A 21185-nucleotide genomic window follows, 5' to 3' on the forward strand; every position below is an offset into this window, starting at 1 on the left:
CCGCGTCCGGTCCTAGGCTGACCCGCGTGAGCGTGCGGCTGCGGATCGACCTCGCCTACGACGGGTCCGCGTTCTCCGGCTGGGCCGCCCAGCCCGGCCTGCGTACCGTCGAGGGCGTGCTCGGCGAGGCGCTGGCCACCGTCCTGCGCAGCCCGGCCCCGGTGCGCCTCGTCGTCGCCGGACGCACCGACGCCGGCGTCCACGCCCGCGGCCAGGTGGTGCACGCCGACGTCGACGAGGCCGCCTTCGCGGCGCTGCCCGGACGCTCGGACCGGGCGCCGGAGGTGGCGGCCGTCGCCCGGCTGGCCGGAGTGCTGCCGGACGACGTCGTCGTGCGGCGGGTCACGGTGGCCGCCGACGGCTTCGACGCCCGCTTCGCCGCGCTGCGCCGCCGCTACCGCTACCGGCTGGCCGACGACCCCACGGCGCTCGACCCGCTGCGCCGCCACGACACCGCCGTCGTCCGCGGCCCGCTCGACGTCACCGCGATGGACGACGCCGCCGGCCGGCTCGTCGGCCTGCGCGACTTCGCCGCGTTCTGCAAGCGGCGGGAGGGGGCCGGGACCGTGCGCACCCTGCTGGAGTACCGCTGGGTCCGCGGCGAGGACGGCGTGCTCGAGGCCGCCGTCGTGGCCGACGCCTTCTGCCACTCCATGGTCCGCGCACTCGTCGGTGCCGTCGTCCCGGTGGGGGAGGGCCGCGCGCCGGTCGGCTGGCCGGCGCACGTGCTGGCCGCCGGCGTCCGCGACCCCCGGGTCAGAGTGATGCCGGCCCGCGGGCTGTCGCTGGAGGAGGTCGTCTACCCCGCCGATGGCGCGCTCGCCGACCGGGCGCGGGAGGCCCGCGCCGTCCGCACCCTCCCCGGCGAGGCGTCCGCCGGCTAGGTCCGACCGGCCCCTCGCGCCCGGAGCAGCAGGCCGCGGCGGGTGCCGAACGTCGCCTCGTCCCACACCGTGGCCGCGACGTAGAGATCCCCGTCCTCGGTCGCGGCGCACGAGAAGCCCCCGCGGTCCAGCGCCACCTCGGCGAGCACCTCACCGCCCTCGCGGACCCGCCGGCAGCACCGGTTCGGGACGTCCGCGTACCAGACGGACCCGTCGGCGGTGAGGGCGATGCCGTCCGGCGCCGACCCGGGCACCTCGGCGAAGACCCGGCGGTCCGTGAGCCCGTCCGCGGTCACGGTGAAGGCGGTGATGCGGGACGCGTGCGACTCGGCGACGAGCAGCGTCGCGCCGTCGGGACCGAGGGCCATCCCGTTGGGGAAGGCGAGGTCCCCGGCGACCTCGCGCACCGTGCCGTCGTCGGTGACGAGGGCGATCTGACCGGGGCCCGCGGGAGCGCCGCGCATCATGTCGAAGCCGATCCCGTTGACGAAGGCCGTGCCGGAGGGGTGGCCGACGACCTCGTTCCACGGGTACGGGGACACCGCCCCGAGGTCGGCGACGACGTCCGGCTCGCCGCCGCCGGCGTCGACCCGCAGGAGGCGGCCGCGCGCCCCCTCGACGACGAGCAGGCGGCCGCGGGCGTCCCAGTCGACGCAGACCGGCCCCGCCGAGACCGTGGCGTGCACGGTGCGGTCGCTCCCGTCGGGACGGACGCTGACGACCTCGCCGTCGCCCCAGTCGCAGAACCACACCCGTCCGTCGTGCCAGCGCACGGACTCGCCGAACGCGAGGTCCTCGACGACGGTCTCCAGGGGGTGCTCGGTCATTGCGTCGACCCTTCCGTCACGGGGTGAGTCCCCGCGGGTGGGGCGGGTCCGTCCGATCCTCGCCGGTGCGGCGACTCGGCGCTACCGTCGGGGGATGGCCCACCCGCCCCGGTTCGAGGAGGACGACCCGCTGCTCGCCCGGGTCCGGCAGATCGCGCTGGCCCTCCCGGGGGCGAGCGAGAAGGTGAGCCACGGTCGCCCGACGTTCTTCACGACGAAGGTGTTCGCCATCTTCGGCGGCGTCGTCAAGGGCGACCACGGCTCGGACGCGCTGCGGCAGGCCCTGGTCTTCCGGCCCGACGACGACGAGCGCCCCGCGCTGCTGGAGGACCCGCGGGTCAGCGTCCCCGGGTACGAGGGCGCCTCGGGGTGGCTGGCGCTGGACCTGCGCGCCACGCCCGACTGGGCCGAGGTCGCCGAGCTCGTCGAGTCCTCGTACCGGGCCACCGCGCCCGCCCGGCGCGTCGCCGAGCTCGACGCCCGCGGCACCGGATAACCGGGTGATCGAGGCGGCCCGCGTCCGGGAGGATGGTCGCTCGTGGGACATCTGGACATCGGCGCCGTCGGCTTCTCCCTGCCCGACGGGCGCCCGCTGCTGCGGGAGGTGACCCTGCGCGTCGCGGACGGCGCCAAGGTCGCGCTCGTCGGCCCGAACGGCACCGGCAAGACGACGCTGCTGCGCATCCTCGCGGGAGACCTCACCGGCCACGACGGGGCCGTGACCCGCAGCGGCGGTCTCGGGGTCATGCGCCAGTTCGTCGGCAGCGTCCGGGACGACTCCACCGTCCGCGACCTGCTCGTCTCCGTCGCGCCCGAGCGGGTGCGCCGGGCCGCCGCCGAGGTCGACCGCACCGAGCTGGCGATGATGGAGCGCGAGTCCGAGCAGGACCAGCTCGACTACGCCCAGGCGCTCGCCGACTGGGGCGACGTCGGCGGTTACGAGTGGGAGACGCTCTGGGACGTCTGCACCGTCGCGGCGCTCGGGACGCCGTTCGAGTCGGCGCAGTGGCGCAAGGTCACGACCCTGTCCGGCGGCGAGCAGAAGCGGGTCGTCCTCGAGGCGCTGCTGCGCGGCCCCGACGAGGTGCTGCTGCTCGACGAGCCGGACAACTACCTCGACGTGCCGGCCAAGCGCTGGCTGGAGGAGCGGCTCGTGGAGTCGCCGAAGACCGTCCTGTTCGTCAGCCACGACCGCGAGCTGCTCGACCGGGTCGCCACCCGCATCGCCACCCTGGAGCCCGGCAGCGCCGGCAACACGGTCTGGGTGCACCCCGGACGCTTCGCCACGTACGACGACGCCCGCGCCGACCGCAATGCCCGGCTCGACGAGCTGCGCCGCCGCTGGGACGAGGAGCACGACAAGCTCAAGGCGCTCGTCGTCATGTACCGGCAGAAGGCGGCCTACAACGACGGCATGGCCTCGCGGCTGCAGGCGTCCGAGACCCGGCTGCGCAAGTTCGTCGAGGCCGGACCCCCGGAGGCCGTCCCGCTGCGGCAGAACGTCCGGATGCGGCTGACCGGCGGACGGACGGCCAAGCGGGCCGTCGTCGCCACCGGGCTCGAGCTGCGGGTCGAGGGGCAGCGCCTCGTCGCCCCCTTCGACGACGAGGTCTGGTTCGGCGAGCGGCTCGGGGTGCTCGGCAGCAACGGGTCGGGCAAGAGCCACTTCCTGCGGCTGCTCGCCGCCGGCGGCAGCGACCCCGACCGCGAGCACGAGCCCGTCGGCGACCTGCGGCCGGCCCCGGTCGAGCACGCCGGCCGGGTCGTCCTCGGGTCGCGGGTGCGGCCGGGGTGGTTCGCGCAGACCCACGACCACGCGGCGCTGCACGGACGGACCCTGCTGGAGATCCTCCACCGCGGCGACGAGCACCGCTCGGGGATGCCGCGCGACCTCGCGGCCCGGGCGCTGGACCGGTACGGCCTGGCCCGGGCCGGGGAGCAGACCTTCGACTCGCTGTCCGGCGGGCAGCAGGCGCGGCTGCAGATCCTCCTGCTCGAGCTGTCCGGCGCGACGCTGCTCCTGCTCGACGAGCCGACCGACAACCTCGACCTGCACTCGGCCGAGGCGCTGGAGGACGCGCTCGCCGCGTTCGAGGGCACCGTCGTCGCCGTCACCCACGACCGCTGGTTCGCCCGTGGGCTGGACCGCTTCCTCGTCTTCCGCCAGGACGGCACGGTGGTGAGCAGCGACACCCCGGTCTGGGACGAGGGGCGGGTCGTGCGACCACGCTGACCTGCGGAGCCGCCGACCCACCGCCCGGGTAAAGACTTCAGAAGAAGTCTGTACGGGCTCTTCATGTAAAGCGTTTACACCTCTAGGTTCCTCCTCGGACCACCCCACCGGACGCCAGGACAGCCGTCCGGACCGACCTCCCGAGGAGCAACGATGCTTCGAGCCCGTCGCCGCCTGCCCGTGATCGTCGCGGGAGCCCTGCTCCTCGGGACGCCGGGGATGCTCGCCGCCACGCCCGCGGCCGCCGCGGCCGACTCGGTGGCCCTCGTCGGCGACCTGCAGTCCGAGCTCGGGTGCCCCGAGGACTGGATGCCGCAGTGCCCCGACACCGAGCTGACCCGCGAGGCGGGCAGCGACCGGTGGAGCGCCACCTTCGAGGTGCCGAAGGGCACCTGGCAGTTCAAGGTCGCGCTCGACGACGGCTGGGCCGAGAACTACGGCGCCGGGGGTCAGGCCGACGGCTCGAACCTGTCGTTCACCCTGGCCGGCGACGCGCAGGTCGAGTTCGCCTACGACGACGCCACGCACGCCGTCACCTGGACCCCCGTCCTCACCGGCGGCACGAGCGCGACCGACCGGTCGCTGGCGCTGGACAGCCTGCGCGAGCCGCTGACCCGCGAGCGGTTCTACTTCGTCATGGCCGACCGCTTCGCCAACGGCAGCACCGCGAACGACCGCGGCGGCCTCACCGGCGGCAAGCTGACGACCGGCTTCGACCCCAGCGACAAGGCCTTCTACCACGGCGGCGACCTCAAGGGCCTCACCGGCAAGCTCGACTACATCAAGGGCCTGGGCACGACGGCGATCTGGCTGACCCCGAGCTTCAAGAACAAGCCGGTGCAGGGCGGTCCCGGCCAGGAGAGCGCCGGCTACCACGGCTACTGGATCACGGACTTCACCCGCATCGACCCGCACCTGGGCACGAACGCGGACATGAAGACCCTCATCGACGCCGCACACGCCAAGGGGATGAAGGTCTTCTTCGACATCATCACCAACCACACCGCGGACGTCATCGACTACCGCGAGGGCACCTACGGGTACCGGACGAAGAAGAACTACCCGTACAAGGACGCCGACGGCACGGTCTTCGACGACCGCGACTACGTCAACCAGACCTTCCCCGAGCTCGACCCGAAGGTCTCCTTCCCCTACACCCCGTTCCTGCACCCGGGTGACGAGGACGCCAAGACCCCGGCGTGGCTCAACGACGTGACGATGTACCACAACCGCGGCGACTCGACCTTCGCCGGCGAGTCCTCGACCTACGGCGACTTCGTCGGCCTCGACGACCTGTTCACCGAGCGTCCCGAGGTCGTCGAGGGCATGGGCGAGATCTACAAGACGTGGGTCGACTTCGGCATCGACGGGTTCCGCATCGACACCGTCAAGCACGTGAACCTCGAGTTCTGGCAGAAGTTCATCCCGGACATCCTCGGCGAGGCCAAGGCGCGCAAGAACGACGACTTCTTCGCCTTCGGTGAGGTCTACGACGGCAACCCCGCCGTCATGTCGCAGTACACGACGGCCGGCAAGCTCCAGGCGACCCTGGACTTCGGGTTCCAGCAGCAGGGGGTCGACTTCGCCAAGGGCAACTCCGCCGCCGTCCTCGCCGACTTCTTCGCCAAGGACGACTGGTACACCGACGCCGACAGCAACGCCTACCAGCTGCCGACGTTCCTCGGGAACCACGACATGGGCCGGGTGGCGATGTTCCTGAAGGACTCCTCCGCCGACGAGGCGCAGCTGCTGAAGCGGGTGCAGTTCGCGGACTCGCTCATGTACACGATGCGCGGCAACCCCGTGACGTACTACGGCGACGAGCAGGGCTTCATCGGCACCGGCGGCGACCAGCTGGCCCGCGAGGACATGTTCGCCAGCAAGGTCGACATCTACAACACCGAGCAGGTGCTCGCCGGGCCGGAGGGCTCGCGCGACCGCTTCGACACCGGCCACCCGCTCTACCGCCACATCGCGGCGCTGTCGGCGCTGCGGGCCAAGCACCCGGCGCTCGCCGACGGGGCGCAGGTGGCGCGGTACGCCGCCGACGGCGCGGGCATCTTCGCCGTCTCGCGGATCGACGCGACGAAGGGCTCCGAGTACCTCGTCGTCGCCAACAACGACACGAAGGCGGCGTCGGCGACCATCGACACCTGGACCACCCGCGGCGAGTGGGTGCCGCTCCTCGGCGGGAAGAAGCCGGTCAAGGGCACCAAGAGCGGTGCGGTGCGGGTCACCGTGCCCGGGCTGTCGGTCGCGGTCTACCGCGCCAGCGCGCCGATGCGGACCAAGGTCGCGGCGCCGGAGGTCACGGTCTCGCTCGACGGCGGGCCGGTGAGCGGGCGGGCCGAGGTCGGGGCCGACGTCGACTCCGACACCTTCACCCAGGCGACGTTCTACGTCCGCCCGGTCGGCGCGTCCGACTGGACGCTCCTGGGCACCGACGACAACGCCCCGTTCCGCGTCTTCGACGACGTGAGCGACGTGCCGGTCGGCACGCCCCTGGAGTACCGGGTCGTCGTGGAGGACGCGGCCGGCCGGGTCGCCGCCGACAGCGGCTGGGCCGTCGTGGCCTCGCCGCAGGCGGAGACCGGGGACGTCGAGCTCGGCGACCCGGTCGAGCAGCCGTCCGCGGTGAGCGTCCCCGGGACGCACAACTCCGAGATGGGCTGCCCCGTCGGCACCGGGGTCAGCGGTGACTGGGCCCCCGACTGCGACCAGGCCCAGCTGGCCCTCGACACCGAGGACGGGATCTGGAAGCGGCACTACACGATCCCGGCCGGCAGCTACGGCTACAAGGCCGCGCTCGACCGCGGCTGGACGGTGAACTACGGCGCCAAGGGCATTCAGGACGGCGACAACATCTCGTACGAGACGCCCGACGGCGACGTGACGTTCTACTTCGACCCGACGACGCACTGGGCGACCTCGGACGAGGAGGGCCCGATCGTCACGGCGCCCGGCGCGTTCCAGTCCGAGCTCGGCTGCGCCGGTGACTGGGACCCGTCGTGCATGCGGCCCTGGCTCCAGGACAAGGACGGCGACGGCGTCTACACCTGGGCGACCGTGCGCATCCCGGCCGGCACCTACGAGTTCAAGATCGCCCACGGCCTGTCGTGGGACGAGAACTACGGTGACGGCGGCGCGCCGAACGGTGGCAACCTCAGCGTGACGGTGCCCTCGGACGGGGCGCGGACGACCTTCGTCTACGACTCCGCGACGCACGTGACGACCGTGTCGTCGGTGGCGGGCGGCGCCCCCGCGGGACCCCGCGTGGGGCGGGCCGAGCGGGTCAGGAGGCGCTCGGCCCGCCCGACGACGTCGCCGCGGGGCCGAGGTCGCCCCGCTGGACGGTGACGTCGGTCCCGTCGAGGCGGACGTCGAAGCCGGCGCCGCTCACCGACACCTCGCGCAGGACCATGCCCTCGGGCACGCCGGGGACCTCGAGCCGCAGCCGGACGAGGTCGCGGGCCAGGGCGGACGCCGCGGCGCCGACGAACCCGGGTCCGCCCACGTCCACGGTCTCCGGCTCCAGCACCAGCCGGCCGTCCTCGGCCCGGACCGTGCCGGTGGCCTGCACGACGAGGTCGCGGCCGAGCACCCGGGCCGGCCGCCGGAGCCCGACGAGGCCGCCGCTCACCGCGTAGAGCCTCGTGCCGTCGCCCACCTGCTCCGAGGCGGTGTCGAACGGGACGGTCGCCCGGATCGCGAGCGTCGCCGCCTCCAGGGCCTCCGGGCCGAAGCGCACGCCGGTGCCGGTCGCCTCGACGTCGACGAGGTCACCGTCGGCCGACACGACCTCGCGGCTGCGCAGGTCGACCGCACCGAGCCAGGTCTGGTCGGCGGTCAGGTCGTCGGGCGGGGGGACCCTCACGCCGGACGGCGCGGGTGACGGCAGGGCCGGCGCCGGGCCCGCCCCGCCGCCGAGCGAGGCCAGGAGCGCGGCCCCGGCCAGGACGAGCACGACGAGGGTGCTGACGACACCGAGAAGGAACTGCCGCATCCGCCCACCCTGCCACGCGGCGGCCGGTCGGCCGGGGCGCGGAGGGCGGCCGCCGTCGAACCCCCTTGCCCCCGGGCACGCTCCGGCCTAGCGTGGCAGGACACGTGAAAGGAGGTGGTCCAGAACATGCATTCTTCTCGGACTCGTGAGGTGGCTGCTCGCTAGCAGCCTTCGGCCGGACCGGAGTGCCGGCGAATCCACAGCAGTCACCCGACCCGCAGGTGCCCCGGAGAACGTCCGCCCGGGGAGGGCTCGACACCGAGCCACACCTGCGGGTCGCTGCTGTCCGGCCCCGGTACCCGGCCGCGGCCGCGGCCGCGGGGGCGGGGGACGGAACGGGTGGACACGGGAAACGCGGGGTTCGCCGGGGCGATCTTCCCGTGCGGACCCCGGCGTTCCCGGAGGGGGCGGGAAAGTCGGGGCGCGAGGGGTGCGGGTCAGGCGCCGAGGGTGCGGGTGAAGCCGTCGGGGACGAGGACGTCGTCGCGGCCCAGCTCCTGGACCGAGGACCTGCCGAGCCCGAGCAGCGCGGAGGAGATGCCGCCGGACATGATGTCGAGGACGTTCTCGACGCCGGCCTGCCCGTTCGCCGACAGCCCCCAGAGGTAGGCGCGCCCGATCATCACGGCCTTGGCGCCGAGGGCCAGGGCCTTGACGACGTCGCTGCCGCGCCGGATGCCGCTGTCGAAGACGACCTCGACCTGGTCGCCGACGGCGTCGGCGATGCCCGGCAGCATCCGGATCGCGCCCGGCGTGCCGTCGAGGTTGTTGCCGCCGTGGGTGGAGACCGAGATGGCCGTGACGCCGGCGTCGACCGCCCGCTTGGCGTCGTCGATCCGGCTGATGCCCTTGACCATGAACGGCCCGCCCCAGGTCTCGCGCATCCAGGCGATGTCGTCCCAGGTGGGCGGCGGGGTGGTCATCCACTCGCCGTAGGCGCCGAAGAACGTCGGGCCCTTCTCGCCCGGGCCGCCCGCGAGGTTCGGCGTCGTGAGGTCCGGCAGGGCTCCTGAGCGCACGAAGCCCGTGAGCCAGCGCGGCTTGAGGAGCACCTCAGGCGCGAACCTGGCCATCGCCTTTGGGTCCAGCTTCTCGGGGATGGCGGGGCTGCCCCAGTCCCGCCCGTGCGAGAACGTCCAGTCGAGGGTGGCGATGACGCCCTTGGCCCCGGCCGCGCGGGCCCGCTCCATCCGCGACTCGATGACCTCGCGCCCGCCGGACCAGTAGCTCTGGAAGAACACCTTGTCGTTGACGGCGCACACGTCCTCGATGGCCGAGGACCCGAACGAGCTGAGCCCCATCGCCGTGCCGCGGGCGGCGGCGGCCCGCGCGACGGCCACCTCGCCCTCGGGGTGGACGGCCTGGACGCCGGTCGGCGAGATGATGACCGGCAGGGCGAGGTCGACCCCCATGACGTGCGTGGAGAGCGAGCGCTCCGCCGACCCGCCCGCGACGTGCGGGGCGAACCCGAGCTCGGAGAACGCGGCGACATTGTCCTCGTAGGTGAGGCCGCGCTCGGACCCGGCGAGCAGCGCCTTGTAGACCGAGCGGGGCAGCCGTTTCTCGGCCCGGCGCTGGGCCTCGGCGACGGTCTCGAACCATCCGGTGCTGCTCATCGGGATCCTCTTTCGTGGGGTGCGCAGGACGGGGACGTGGCATGGGGGTCGACGGGCGCGGGGCCGCGGCGGACCGAGGGCAGGAGGGCGCGGACGGACCGCCGGCGCAGGCAGCCGGCCCACAGGCCAGCTCCGTAGGCGAGGTCCTCGGCCCGCTTGAGGGCGACGTAGCGCACCGGGTCCAGGTCGGGCCGGACGCGGCGGTGGTCCAGCACCCCGTCGACGACGACGGCGACGACGACGGCGCGGCGGGCTCGGGCGGACCCCAGCGCCAGCGCCGCGGTCAGCGGCCAGTGGTGGCGCACGAGCGCGGCCGCGGTCTGGGTGAGCGTCGCGTGCAGGCCCACGGCGAGGACGGCGGCCGCCGCGCGGTACGGCCGGTCGCTCCCGTGCAGGCGCCGGGCCAGGGACACCTCGGCCACCGCGCCGGCGGCCAGGGCCACCGGCAGGCTCCAGCGTCGCTGGGCCAGGAGCGCGCCCGCGACGACGGCCGCCCACGGCGCCATGACGACCGGCGCGACGGCCGGGCCGTGCCGCTCGGCGAGCAGCGCGGCGCCGCTGCCGTAGAAGGCCTTGCGGGCGAGCCAGGCCCGGGTGCTCGTCCGGTGCTCGTGACGCACGAGCACCCCGGGGTCGTAGCGGACCGTGTGCTCGCGGGCGACCCGCCAGACGAGGTCGACGTCCTCGGCCACCTCGAGCGCCTCGTCGAAGCCGCCGCCGAGCGCGTCGCGGCGGGCCAGGAGGACCGCGCTCGGGATGTACGAGACCCGGCCGTGCGGGTGGACGCGGGCGGGGGAGGGGCCGAGGTCGAGCGAGGAGCGGGCGGCCTCGTACCGGGCGAGGACGCCGCGGCCCTCGTCGAGCCCGAGGACCCGCGGGGCGACGAGCGCGACCCGCGGGTCGTCGAGGTGGCGGCGCAGCGCGGCGACGGCGGCGGTGTCGAGGACGACGTCGGAGTCGACGAACGCGACGACCGGCGTGCGCGCCGTGGCGAGGCCGGTGTTGCGGGCGGCGGCGGGCCCGCGCCGGGTGTCGTGCCGGACGTACCGCGCGTCGTGGCGCCGGCAGACGACGACGAGGGCGGCCGGGTCGCTCGACCCGTCGTCGACGACGACCGTGGCCAGGCCACGCAGGCCGCGCAGCAGCCGGTCCAGCTCGACCGGCCGGTCGAGGACGGGGACGACGACGGTGACGTCGGCGGGCGTGGCGTCGGCGGGCTCGGACCAGTAGGGGTGCGCCAGGCCGCGGTCCAGCAGCAGGCGGGCGACGGCGCCGGACGTGGCGTCCCGCACCTCGACCGCGCCGGATCCGTCGAGGCGGTCCAGGGCGGCGGGGCGCAGGTGGACCAGGCGCCCGGACGACCCGCCGAACAGGGTGCGGCCGTCGTCGCAGCGGTGGGCGTCGGCGGCCAGGCGGACCCGGAAGCCGCGGGGCAGCTCAGACACGCCCGAACCCCGCGTCGGCCGGCAGCACCGTCCCGTGCAGCACCCGGCCCGCGGTCGCCGCGTGCTCGACGACGGCGGCGACGTCGTCCGGGTCCAACGGCGCGCGGCCCTGCTGGTGCTCGGCCAGCGGCGCGACGTCGTCGAGGCCGTAGAGCGCGGCGGTGGCCTCGAGCATCGCCGTGCCGGTGGCCCCGGGCGCGACGCCGCAGGCGGTCACGGCGGTGCCGACGAGGTCGGCGGCCAGGGCGCGCACCACCCCGACGGCGGCGTGCTTGGCGACGACGTAGCCGGCCAGGCCGTAGAGCCCCCGTGAACCGGCGACGGAGGTGAGGACGACGACCGTGGGCCGGGCCTGCGGGGGCCGGGTCAGCAGGTGGGGGACGGCGGCGGCCGCGAGGTTCCACGCGGTGAGGGCGTCGGCGGCGAGCAGCCCGTCGCGCACGGCCGGGTCGGTCTCCCAGAGGGGCACCCCGCCGGCGATCACGGACGCGCACGACACGGCGACGTCGAGCCGGCCGTGCTCGTCGGCCACGGCCGTCACCGCCGCCCGGGTGGCGTCGCCGTCGCGCAGGTCGACGGGGCGGACGGTGGCGCCGGCCTCCAGCGCCGCCGCGCCGTCGGCGTCTGTGGCGTGCCCGTAGCCGAGGGTGCTCCCGCCGAGGTCGTCGAGCACCGTCACCCGGTGACCGGACGCGACGAGCCGCCGCACCACGGCCAGCCCGATGCCACGGGCGCCACCCCCGACGACCGCGACCCGGCCGGTCGTCCCGGGCCCGCTCACGTCCTCGCCCCGTGCGCGGCGGGCCGGACGAGCCGGCCGTACTCGTCGGCGCGGGCGTCGCGGACCTGCCGGGCGACCCGCGCGACGAGGAGGTCCAGGTGCCGCGAGCCCTCGTCGGCGCTCGCGCCCCCGGGGTCGCCGAGGACACCGGAGGGGGACACCGCGGCCACCCCGGACTCGCGCAGGCGGGGCATGAGGTCGGCCACCGGCGCGTCCGCTCCGGCGACCGCGGCGTCGAGGTCGACGGCGGCCGGGTCGAGCGCCAGCGCCAGCGAGGTCTCGGCGCGGCCCGCGTGGGCGTCCCACCCGGGCTCGGCGCACGAGGTCCACGCGACGTCGTGGCCCTCCCAGCGCAGCTGACGGGTCGCGGCCGACACCGCCGCGGCGTTGCCGCCGTGCCCGGTGACGAGCACGACCCGCCCGCACCAGCGCCGGGCGGACCGGACGAGCTCGACGACGACGTGCCGCAGCGCGTCGGTGCCGATGGAGACCGTGCCCGGGAAGTCCTCGTGCTCGCCGCTCGCGCCGTACTCGACGGCCGGGGCGACGAGCACCGCGGGCCGGTCCGCGCCGAGCAGGCGCGCCACGCCGTCGCACACGGCCCGGGCCACGGCGGAGTCGGTGGCCAGCGGCAGGTGCGGCCCGTGCTGCTCCACCGCCCCCAGCGGGACGAGGACGGTCGCGCCGCGGAGGTCGTCGCCGGACACGCGCGAGCCGAGGTCCACGGTGGTCAGCCGCCCGTCAGCGCGTCCCGGGCCGGTCCGACGGGGCTCTCGTCGCACGGGCTCGCCGGCGGACGGCGGGCGATCGTCACGGGCACCGGGGCGTTGCGCACCGGGCCGCGGTGGCTGTGGTCCTGGCTCGGCGCCGGCCGGGTGCCGTCCGCGACGGCGGCCAGCGAGCCGGCGGCGTTGCCCTTGACGCACTCGGGGTCCGGGCCGTCCAGCGGCAGGCCGGTGAAGAACTTCGCCGCCATGCAGCCGCCGCGGCACGCGTCGTACGCCGAGCACCGCGTGCAGGCGCCGCCGGTCTGCGGGGAGCGCAGCTCGCGGAAGAGCGGGGCGTCGCGCCACACCGGGGCGAACCCCTCGCCGCAGACGTTGCCGGCGAGGAAGCGGTCGTGGATGGCGAACGGGCAGGCGTACACGTCGCCGACGGGGTCGACGAGGCAGACGACCCGTCCGGCGCCGCAGAGGTTGAGGCCGGGCAGGGCGTCGCCGTAGGCCGCGAGGTGGAAGAAGGAGTCCCCGGTGAGGACGCCCTCGCCGTGGGCGACGAGCCAGTCGTAGAGCTCGCGCTGCTGCTCCGGGAGCGGGTGCAGCTCCTGCCAGACGTCGGCGCCGCGGCCGGCCGGGCGCAGGCGGGTGAGCCGCAGCATGGCGCCGTACTCGTCGGCGATCTCCTGGAAGCGGTCCAGCTGCGGGATGTTCTCGCGGGTGCAGACGACCGACAGCTTGGTGTCCCGCATGCCGGCGTCGCGCAGGTTGGCCAGGGCCCGCAGGGCGGCGTCGTAGGTGCCGGCGCCGCGGACCCGGTCGTTGACCTCGGGCGTCGCGCCGTCGAGGGAGACCTGGACGTCGACGTAGTCGGTGGCGGCGATCCGCTCGGCCCGCTCCGGGGTGATGCGGAAGCCGTTGGTCGAGAACTTCACCCCGACGTGGTGCGCGACGGCGTGGTCGACGATCTCCCAGAAGTCCGGCCGGACCGTGGGCTCGCCGCCGCCGATGTTCACGTAGAAGACCTTCATCGCCTCGAACTCCTCGATGAGGGCGAAGCACTCCTGCGTGCTCAGCTCGCGGGGGTCGCGCCGCCCGGAGGAGGAGAGGCAGTGCACGCACGCGAGGTTGCACGCGTACGTGAGCTCCCAGGTGAGGCAGATCGGGGCGTCGAGGCCGTGCTCGAAGTGGTCGACGAGCCGGGTGCCGCGGGCGGGCGCCGCCGGGGTCGTGACGGGGCGTTCGGGGGCCAGGGTCATGCGGTCCTCCTCGTGATCATCCGCTGGTCGGCCAGGCGGCGCAGCGCGGCGTCGAACCCCGCGCGCTCGCCGTCCGGCACGCCCGCGGCGTCCAGGGCGTCGCCGACGGTCGGCGCGTCCCGCAGGCCCTCGACGACGGCGACGAGCCGGCGGTCCTTGAGGAAGGTCAGCCGGCGGGTCGTGAAGTCGTAGAGCAGGGCGCCGAACGGCTCGGGGCGGATCGCCACCGAGCCGTTCAGCTCCCAGGACTGCTCGAGCACCTCGCGCGTCCTCTAGTAGACGCCGCACATGCCGTCGATGGACACGTCCTCGACGAGGGCGTCCGCGAGCAGGTCCTCCTGCGCGGGCACCTCGGCCGGGGCGTCCTCGGTGATCTCCTCGGGCGTCATCGCGACTCCTTGTCAGCTGCGTCGGTGATGGAGGCGACCCCGCGGACGGGGCCTGCGCCCCACGCTAGGGAGGCGATCGGCCCGCCTCATCCGCCAGGCGTACGGGACCCCCCTGTCGGACCGGGCAGGGGAGGGGAGTCGCCCCTGCCCGACCGGACGGCTGCACCCACCGTCCGAGGTGGGGGCGACCGCCACGCGGGGCGGGTGGTTTCCCCGGCCTCGTCTATGCACCCGGGGGCCCGCTCCCTAGCGTCGGGACCGCTGGTCCGCGACTGCCTCAACGAGGAGGATGTTCCATGCAGGTAGACGAGCTGCTCAAACCGTTCCCCATCAAGGAGTTCCACCCCTTCCCGAGGGCCCTGCTCGGCCCCGGGTCGCACGAGATGATCGGTCCGGAGGCCCTCAAGCTGGGCTTCCGCAAGACCCTCGTCATGACCTCCGGGCTTAGGGGGACCGACGTCGTGCACAAGATCGTGGAGTCGATGAAGTACCACGGGCTCGAGGTCGTCGTGTACGACAAGGTCGAGTCCAACCCCAAGGACTACAACGTCATGGACGCCGTCGGGCTGTACCAGGACAACGAGTGCGACTCCTTCGTCTCCATCGGCGGGGGCAGCTCGCACGACGCCTGCAAGGGCGCGCGCATCGCGGTCGCGCACGACGGCCGCAACGTCAACGAGTTCGAGGGCTTCAACAAGTCCGAGAACCCGAAGAACCCGCCGCACATCGCCGTCTCGACGACCGCCGGCACCGGCTCGGAGACGTCGTGGGCGTACGTCATCACCGACACCACGACCGACCCGGACAACCCGCACAAGTACGTCGCGTTCGACGACGCCTCGGTGACGACGCTGGCCATCGACGACCCGGTGCTCTACTACGACTGCCCGGTCGACTACACCGCGCAGTGCGGGTTCGACGTCCTCGCCCACGCGAGCGAGCCGTACGTGTCCCGGCTGAACTTCGAGCCCTCGCTCGGCAACGCGCTGCGGGCCATCAAGCTCACCGCCGAGAACCTGCGCCAGGCCGTGTGGAACGGCCAGGACCTCGCCGGCCGCGAAGGGATGATGTACGCGCAGTACATCGCCGCCCAGGCCTTCAACTCCGGCGGCCTCGGCATCATCCACTCCATCAGCCACGCGGTGTCGGCGTTCTACGACACCCACCACGGCCTCAACAACGCGATCGCGCTGCCGCGGGTGTGGGCGTTCAACATGCCGACCCAGTACAAGCGGTTCGCCGAGATGGCCGAGGCGATGGGCGTCGACACCTACGGCATGACCGACGTGCAGGCCGCCGACGCCGCCCTCGAGGCCGCCATCCGGCTGCTGCGCGACGTGGGCATCACGGAGAAGTTCACCGACGTCACGGCCGACACGTACTCCAAGAACCGCCTCGGCCAGGGGCCGACGGCGTTCTACGAGAACGCGGGCACGATCACCGGCGACAGCGACGACGTCGACCGGATCACCAACCACGTCCTCGGCGACGCCTGCACCCCGGGCAACGCCAAGGAGTGCACCTTCGAGACCGTCCGTCCGGTCGTGGACCACTGCATGAACGGTGACCTCGACGACCTCCTCTCCTGACGCCGGCCCCGGTGCCGCCCGGACGCGCACGACGCGGCCGGGCGGCACCGGCACCCCTTCCCCACCGACGACGTTGGAGGACCACGACGTGACCGCGAGCAGCGAGGACGCACCGACGAGCGGGCAGGCCCCCGCGCCCGCCGACCCCGGGGTCGCCACGACCTTCGCGAGCGTCGAGGACGCCCGCGACCGGCTGCGCGAGGTCGGCTACCTCACCGACGACCGGCTGGCCACGACCGCGTTCCTCCAGTCCGCGCTGGGCAAGCCGCTGCTCCTCGAGGGCCCGGCCGGCGTCGGCAAGACCCAGCTGGCGCAGAGCGTGGCCGCCGCCACGGGGCGCCGGCTGCTGCGCCTCCAGTGCTACGAGGGCCAGGACGAGACCAAGGCCCTGTACGAGTGGGACTACGGCAAGCAGCTGCTCTACACGCAGATGCTGCGCGACAAGATCGGCCAGGTCGTGCAGGACGCCCCCGACATCGCGTCGGCCGTCGACCGCATCGCCTCGCAGGACAGTGTGTTCTTCTCCGAGCGCTTCCTCGTCGCCCGTCCGCTGCTGGAGGCCATCACCTCGCCCGAGCCGGTCGTCCTCCTCGTCGACGAGGTCGACCGCGCCGACGAGGCCCTCGAGGCGGTCTTCCTCGAGCTGCTCGCCGAGTTCCAGGTGTCGGTGCCGGAGGTCGGCACCTTCGTCGCCGAGCAGCTGCCGCTCGTCGTCCTCACCTCGAACAACACCCGCGACCTGTCGGCCGCGCTCAAGCGCCGCTGCCTGCACCTGTTCCTCGACTACCCCTCGGCCGACCGGGAGCTGGAGATCATCCGCTCCAAGGACACCGGTCTCACCGACGCGCTCGCCGAGCAGCTCGTCGGGGTCGTCCGCGGCCTGCGCGAGCTCGAGCTGCGCAAGGCGCCGAGCATCTCCGAGACCATCGACTGGGCCCGCACCCTCGCCGTCCTCGGGGTCACCGAGCTGTCCGCGCCGGTGCTCGCCGAGACCCTCAACGTCGTGACGAAGTACGAGCGCGACCTCGGTCTCGCCACCCGTGAGCTGCCCCGCCTCGTCGACCCGAACCGGGAGGTCCCCGACGGCCGGGGCCACGGGCACGGCCACGGCCACGGCCACGGACACGGGCACTCCCACGACGACCCGACGCCCGCGGCCGCGCCGGCTGCGCCCCGGACGCCGGGGGACGGACCGGACGGGCGCGAGGTCCGGGCGGCCAAGGACGCCCCCGGCCGGCACGACGAGGCGTACTACGGCTCGCCGAGCGCGGGGTCGGCCGCGCCGAGAAAGGTCTCGTCCTCGCAGGGCCGGCGGTCCTTCGGCCGCGGCGCCCGGAAGCGCCCGCTCTAGGCCCGCGCGGTGGAGAGCTCGCTGCACCGCTTCATCCGGTTCCTGCGCCTGCACGGGATGCGGGTGTCGGTGGCCGAGGCGCTCGACGCTCTCGAGGCCGCCTCGCAGCCGGGCATCATGGCGCAGCGCGAGGTGCTGCGCTCCGCGCTCGCCGTCACCCTCGTCAAGGACCGCCGCGACCAGGAGGTCTTCGACACCGTCTTCGACCGGTTCTTCCGGCTGCGCCAGGTCGTCCCGGACGAGCAGGGGCACGGGCACGCGCACGACGACCTGTCCGACTCCGGCGAGCTGACCGGGCTGACGATCAGCGACGAGCTGTCCGACACCCCGCAGCAGGGCCACAGCCACGGGGCGCCGCAGGACATCCGCGAGTACTTCCGACCCGAGGATCTCGCGCAGCAGTACAACCTCCACCAGGAGGCCAACAAGCTGGACATGGCGGCGATGACCGACGAGGTCGTCCTCTCCAAGGACGGGGTGACCCCGCAGGGCGAGGCCGCCCGGGTGCAGGTCTCGACCTCGCGGCTGCACAACCCCGGGACGCCCGGCACCCTCACCGAGGCCCGCGGCACCGAGCTGGACGTCGAGCTGTCCGTCGCCGAGGAGCTCGCGCTGCTCGGCTGGCTCGGCGAGCCGGACGACGAGCTCGAGGCCGTGCTCCCCGACCCCGACCTCGCCGCCCTGCGCGAGCAGCTGGCGCCGTTGCTGGCCGGCCTCCCGGAGCAGATCAAGCGGCACCTCGAGCAGCTCATGGCCGGCGAGGCCGAGGTCGAGGAGCGCGAGCTGGACGCCGCCCGGGCCGAGGTGCTCGCCGAGCCCGACCGGCTGGCCTTCGAGGAGTCGGTGCGCCGGCTGCTGCGGGCGCTGCGCGGGGCGCCCCGGCCGCGCCGGCACGTCGCCGGGCGCGGCGTCATCGACAGCCGCCGGACGATGCGCTCGAACATGCGCTACGACGGCGTGCCGTTCCGCCCCGTCCTCGTGAGCAAGCGCGAGGACCGCCCCCAGCTGCTCGTCCTGTGCGACGTCTCGCTCTCGGTGCGGGCGACGTCGGGGTTCGCCCTGCACCTGGTCCACGGCCTGCAGACGGTCGCGTCCAAGGTGCGCTCGTTCGCCTTCGTCGACGAGGTCGCCGAGATCACCGACCTGTTCGACGACCACCACGTGCAGCAGGCGCTCGCCATGGTCATGGCGGGTCGGTCCGACGGCGGGGTCGTCGACGTCGACGCCGACAGCGACTACGGGTCGGTGCTGCGGCAGTTCCTCGACGAGTTCGGGTCGGCCATCACCCGGCGGACGACGGTCGTCGTCATCGGCGACGGGCGGGGCAACGGCAAGGACCCGGCGCTCGGCGCGTTCGAGGAGATCGCCCGGCGGGCCCGGCACGTCGTCTGGCTGACTCCGGAGCCTCGGTACTCGTGGGGGCTCGGGCGCTGCGACCTGCCGGTGTACGAGCCGCACTGCGACCACATCGAGGTCGTGCGCAACCTCGGGGCCCTGGAGACGTTCTCGCACCGGATGGGGGAGGTGCTGACGTGACGGTCGCGCCGATCGACGCGCTCGCCCCCGTCCTCGGCGGCTGCTACCGGGACGGGGTGGTCGCCGTGCGGCCGCGGGGCGTCGGGGCGCGCCGCCGGCTCGGGACGGTGCGCACGGCGCACTTCGACCTCGGGCGCGAGGGCGGGGAGCTCGTCGTCGAGCACGCGCTGACCCTCGACGACGTCGACGACGACCTCGCCGGGCTGCTCTCCGACGAGCTGTTCGAGCCCGGCTGGCTGCGCGGGGCCGAGCTGTTCGAGCGGGTCTTCACCGGGGTCGTCGTCACCTGCGCCGAGGACCCGCTCGTGGCCTGGGAGGCGTTCTACGCCAACACCCTGGCCGCCGTGGGCGCCTCGTCGGATCCGGTGACGGCGCCGGCGCTCGCTCCCGGGTCGGGGCACGGGGCCATCCGGGACTACGCCCCCGTGTACGCGCACGCGGAGGCGCTCGTGGCCGAGGGGGCGGCCTCGGGGCGAACGGTCCTCGAGCTCGGCAGCTGCTTCGGGTTCCTGGCCCTGCGGCTGGCGATGCGCGGCCGGGCGGTGACGGCCTCGGATGTCTCGGCCGGCACGATGCGTCTGCTCGCGGCCATGGCGCCCCGCCTCGGGGTGGACGTGCGGACCCTCACCTGCGGCGCGGCGCACGTCCCGGAGCCCGACTCCGGCGCCGACGTCGTCCTCGCCGTGCACCTGCTGGAGCACCTGGAGCCCGAGCACGCGGACCTCGTCGTCGCCGAGGCCCGTCGCCTCGCCGCCCGGCGCGTCGTCGTCGCCGTCCCGCTGGAGTCCTCGCCCAGCGAGCAGTACGGCCACGTCTGGTCGGTCACCCTCGAGGCGCTGCGCCGCTGGGGCGAGTGCTCGCCCGGCTGGCGCGCTGAGGTGCACGAGCACCACGGCGGCTGGCTCGTCCTCGACCGCGCGTGACCCCGACACCGGGGTTCCCCGGTCACGCCCGGATCCGTGACGGGGATCCTGCCGGATGACGGGGCAGCTGCGCGGTCGTCCGGCAACGACCCCGGCACCGGCTCACGGACGGGCGACCGCGGTGGACCGCCCTCCCCGGCGGTCAGGCGGCCGGACTGTCCCGGTCGTCACCGACGACCGCGGCCCACCACCCCCCGGTCCTGTCGTCGAGCCCCGGCAGCGACGGTCCGGGCGCCGGGCCGGCGGCCGGCGGATGTGCGCGCCCGACGGGCGTCCGCGTCGGCAGCAGGTCGGCGAGGGCACGGTCGTAGGACCCGTCGCTGCGGTCCCACACGACGTACCGGCCGCGGTCGTCGGGTGTGGCGAGGACGTGGGCCCAGAAGCGGCGGGTGTGCACGACGGTGTGATGTCGCTGGCACAGGAGCGCAGCGTTCTGGACGTCGGTCGTCCCGCCGTCGGCCCAGTGCCGCACGTGGTGGGCGCGGGTCCAGTCCGGCGGAGCGGAGCATCCGGGATACGTGCAGCCCCGGTCCCGGCGGCGCAGGAGGCGCCGCTGGGCCCGGGTGAAGAGGCGGGCGACGCGACCGACGTCGAGGACCTCGCCGGCCGAGCCCAGGACGTACGGGACCACTGCGGCGTCGCAGGCGAGGCGACGCAGCGCCTCGGGCGAGAGAACCGTGCCGTCGGCGACCGAACCGACCACCTCGGCCGCTCCCGAGCGAGCCTCCAGGTCCGTGAGGTCGATGCTCACGTGCAGCACCGCCCCACTCGTCGACGGATCCTCGGCCGCACCGGCCTCCAGACCCGAGGACCGCCGGCAGACGTCGGTCAACGCCTCCACCCGGCGCTGGCCGGCGGGACGCAGATCTCGCTCACCGGTCTCCGGGTTCGGCGCCGGCGCGGACATCGGCCCGATCGCGGCTTCGAGCACGGCGGCCTGTTCGGGCGTCATCCACAGCTGGTACTCGGTGAGGTCCCCCGACTCCACGCGCGGCATCGACAGCCGGGCCGCGACCGCGAGACGCTCCTGCAGGTCCCCGAGCGCGCCGTCGTGGCCGTGGTCGGCCAGCAGCTGTGGACGGAGCCTGCGCATCATCGTCGGTCCCCACTCCCGCGCGAGGCCGATGAGGCCCTCGACGACGGTCGGTACGGCCTCCGGCCGCAGCAGGGGTTCCAGGCGGGCCGTCTCACGCAGGACGGCACAGCCGGTCGAGGCCTCGAGCCGCCCTGACGTCACCGCCACGCCGACCAGCCCGAGGGGAGAGTCGTGGGGTGGGCGGGCGCCGTCGATGCCGCGGGACGCGACGACGTCCACGGCGAGTCGTGCGACCGATGCGGCGCCACCCTGGCACAGCGACGGCGCGTGCTCGCGGACCCACCGCTGGACCTCCGACCCCGCGACCTCGCCGCGGCGGGTGGCCTCGACGGTGACGGCGACCCGGGCGGCAGACCCGGCGGCGGTGACCTCGTCGACCAGGCCGAGGAGCTCGGCGAGCTCGGGACCGGAGGCGGACGCCAGCACCTCGCCGACCCCCGTCAGCGCGTCGCGGGCAGCCTCGATGCGGGAGCGTCGCTCCGCCAGGCCCATCGTTCCCCCTGCCATGACCACAGTGTTCCAGGCGCCACCGACACC

The 21185-nt window shown here is 74.5% G+C and carries 18 protein-coding genes; 8 read left to right on the plus strand and 10 right to left on the minus strand.

The window, feature by feature from the left end; translation table 11 throughout:
* Positions 1-32 precede the first annotated feature (32 nt).
* Positions 33-884, plus strand: coding sequence for a tRNA pseudouridine(38-40) synthase TruA (truA, locus tag EPD83_RS04915; RefSeq protein WP_165566286.1), 852 nt, complete (start codon positions 33-35; stop codon positions 882-884).
* On the opposite strand, the gene EPD83_RS04920 is transcribed toward truA, so the two are convergent.
* Positions 881-1711 carry an SMP-30/gluconolactonase/LRE family protein gene (locus EPD83_RS04920; protein WP_165566277.1) on the minus strand — a complete coding sequence of 277 codons (831 nt, stop codon included), beginning with the start codon at positions 1709-1711 and terminating at the stop codon, positions 881-883. The two genes, truA and EPD83_RS04920, sit on opposite strands and share 4 nt — an antisense overlap.
* A 94-nt stretch (positions 1712-1805) precedes the next feature.
* Between EPD83_RS04920 and EPD83_RS04925 the strand changes: the two genes are divergently transcribed.
* From EPD83_RS04925 to EPD83_RS04935, 3 genes are all read left to right on the plus strand, one after another.
* On the plus strand, positions 1806-2207 hold the full coding sequence (locus EPD83_RS04925; protein WP_165566278.1) for an MmcQ/YjbR family DNA-binding protein: 402 nt from the start codon (positions 1806-1808) through the stop codon (positions 2205-2207).
* 42 nt (positions 2208-2249) lie between these two features.
* Entirely contained in the window at positions 2250-3944 is a 1695-nt protein-coding gene (locus EPD83_RS04930; RefSeq protein ID WP_128367039.1) for an ABC-F family ATP-binding cassette domain-containing protein, read from the plus strand.
* A gap of 153 nt (positions 3945-4097) precedes the next feature.
* Entirely contained in the window at positions 4098-7301 is a 3204-nt protein-coding gene (locus tag EPD83_RS04935; protein ID WP_165566279.1) for a pullulanase X25 domain-containing protein, read from the plus strand.
* On the opposite strand, the gene EPD83_RS04940 is transcribed toward EPD83_RS04935, so the two are convergent.
* The 8 genes from EPD83_RS04940 to mftA all read right to left on the minus strand — a co-directional run bounded on the left by EPD83_RS04940 (position 7237) and on the right by mftA (position 14153).
* On the minus strand, positions 7237-7947 hold the full coding sequence (locus tag EPD83_RS04940; RefSeq protein WP_165566280.1) for an LmeA family phospholipid-binding protein: 711 nt from the start codon (positions 7945-7947) through the stop codon (positions 7237-7239). The genes EPD83_RS04935 and EPD83_RS04940 overlap by 65 nt on opposite strands.
* A gap of 437 nt (positions 7948-8384) precedes the next feature.
* Positions 8385-9563 carry a pre-mycofactocin synthase MftD gene (gene mftD, locus EPD83_RS04945; RefSeq protein ID WP_128366249.1) on the minus strand — a complete coding sequence of 393 codons (1179 nt, stop codon included), beginning with the start codon at positions 9561-9563 and terminating at the stop codon, positions 8385-8387.
* Entirely contained in the window at positions 9560-11008 is a 1449-nt protein-coding gene (gene mftF, locus EPD83_RS04950; protein ID WP_128366248.1) for a mycofactocin biosynthesis glycosyltransferase MftF, read from the minus strand. The genes mftD and mftF overlap by 4 nt, the downstream gene beginning before the upstream one ends.
* Complete coding sequence (locus tag EPD83_RS04955; protein ID WP_128366247.1) at positions 11001-11789, minus strand: mycofactocin-coupled SDR family oxidoreductase; 789 nt, start codon at positions 11787-11789, stop codon at positions 11001-11003. The genes mftF and EPD83_RS04955 overlap by 8 nt, the downstream gene beginning before the upstream one ends.
* Positions 11786-12496, minus strand: coding sequence for a mycofactocin biosynthesis peptidyl-dipeptidase MftE (gene mftE / locus EPD83_RS04960; RefSeq protein ID WP_235950348.1), 711 nt, complete (start codon positions 12494-12496; stop codon positions 11786-11788). Before mftE ends, EPD83_RS04955 begins: the two co-directional genes overlap by 4 nt.
* 23 nt (positions 12497-12519) lie before the next feature.
* Positions 12520-13764 (minus strand): mycofactocin radical SAM maturase, encoded by a 1245-nt coding sequence (gene mftC, locus EPD83_RS04965; protein WP_128366245.1) that lies wholly within the window; start codon positions 13762-13764, stop codon positions 12520-12522.
* Positions 13761-14024 carry a mycofactocin biosynthesis chaperone MftB gene (gene mftB, locus EPD83_RS04970; protein ID WP_128366244.1) on the minus strand — a complete coding sequence of 88 codons (264 nt, stop codon included), beginning with the start codon at positions 14022-14024 and terminating at the stop codon, positions 13761-13763. The genes mftC and mftB overlap by 4 nt, the downstream gene beginning before the upstream one ends.
* A 12-nt stretch (positions 14025-14036) precedes the next feature.
* Positions 14037-14153, minus strand: a complete 117-nt coding sequence (gene mftA / locus EPD83_RS04975) for a mycofactocin precursor MftA (protein ID WP_128366243.1) — start codon at positions 14151-14153, stop codon at positions 14037-14039.
* 296 nt (positions 14154-14449) lie between these two features.
* Between mftA and mdo the strand changes: the two genes are divergently transcribed.
* The 4 genes from mdo (at position 14450) to mftM (ending at position 19552) form a co-directional block, all read left to right on the plus strand.
* Positions 14450-15742, plus strand: coding sequence for an NDMA-dependent methanol dehydrogenase (gene mdo / locus EPD83_RS04980; RefSeq protein WP_128366242.1), 1293 nt, complete (start codon positions 14450-14452; stop codon positions 15740-15742).
* A gap of 88 nt (positions 15743-15830) precedes the next feature.
* A complete protein-coding gene (locus tag EPD83_RS04985) occupies positions 15831-17093 on the plus strand; it encodes an AAA family ATPase (protein WP_165566281.1) in 1263 nt (420 codons plus the stop codon).
* A gap of 9 nt (positions 17094-17102) precedes the next feature.
* On the plus strand, positions 17103-18629 hold the full coding sequence (locus tag EPD83_RS04990) for a VWA domain-containing protein (protein ID WP_165566282.1): 1527 nt from the start codon (positions 17103-17105) through the stop codon (positions 18627-18629).
* The gene (gene mftM, locus EPD83_RS04995; protein ID WP_165566283.1) at positions 18626-19552 is read left to right on the plus strand and encodes a mycofactocin oligosaccharide methyltransferase MftM; all 927 of its coding nucleotides are present in this window, start codon (positions 18626-18628) and stop codon (positions 19550-19552) included. Before EPD83_RS04990 ends, mftM begins: the two co-directional genes overlap by 4 nt.
* Positions 19553-19694: 142 nt before the next feature.
* Here the strand turns inward: mftM and EPD83_RS05000 are convergent, their stop codons facing one another.
* Positions 19695-21155 carry an HNH endonuclease signature motif containing protein gene (locus EPD83_RS05000; protein WP_165566284.1) on the minus strand — a complete coding sequence of 487 codons (1461 nt, stop codon included), beginning with the start codon at positions 21153-21155 and terminating at the stop codon, positions 19695-19697.
* Positions 21156-21185 lie beyond the last annotated feature (30 nt).

The organism is Phycicoccus flavus, assembly GCF_004025965.2.
Lineage (GTDB): Bacteria > Actinomycetota > Actinomycetes > Actinomycetales > Dermatophilaceae > Phycicoccus > Phycicoccus flavus.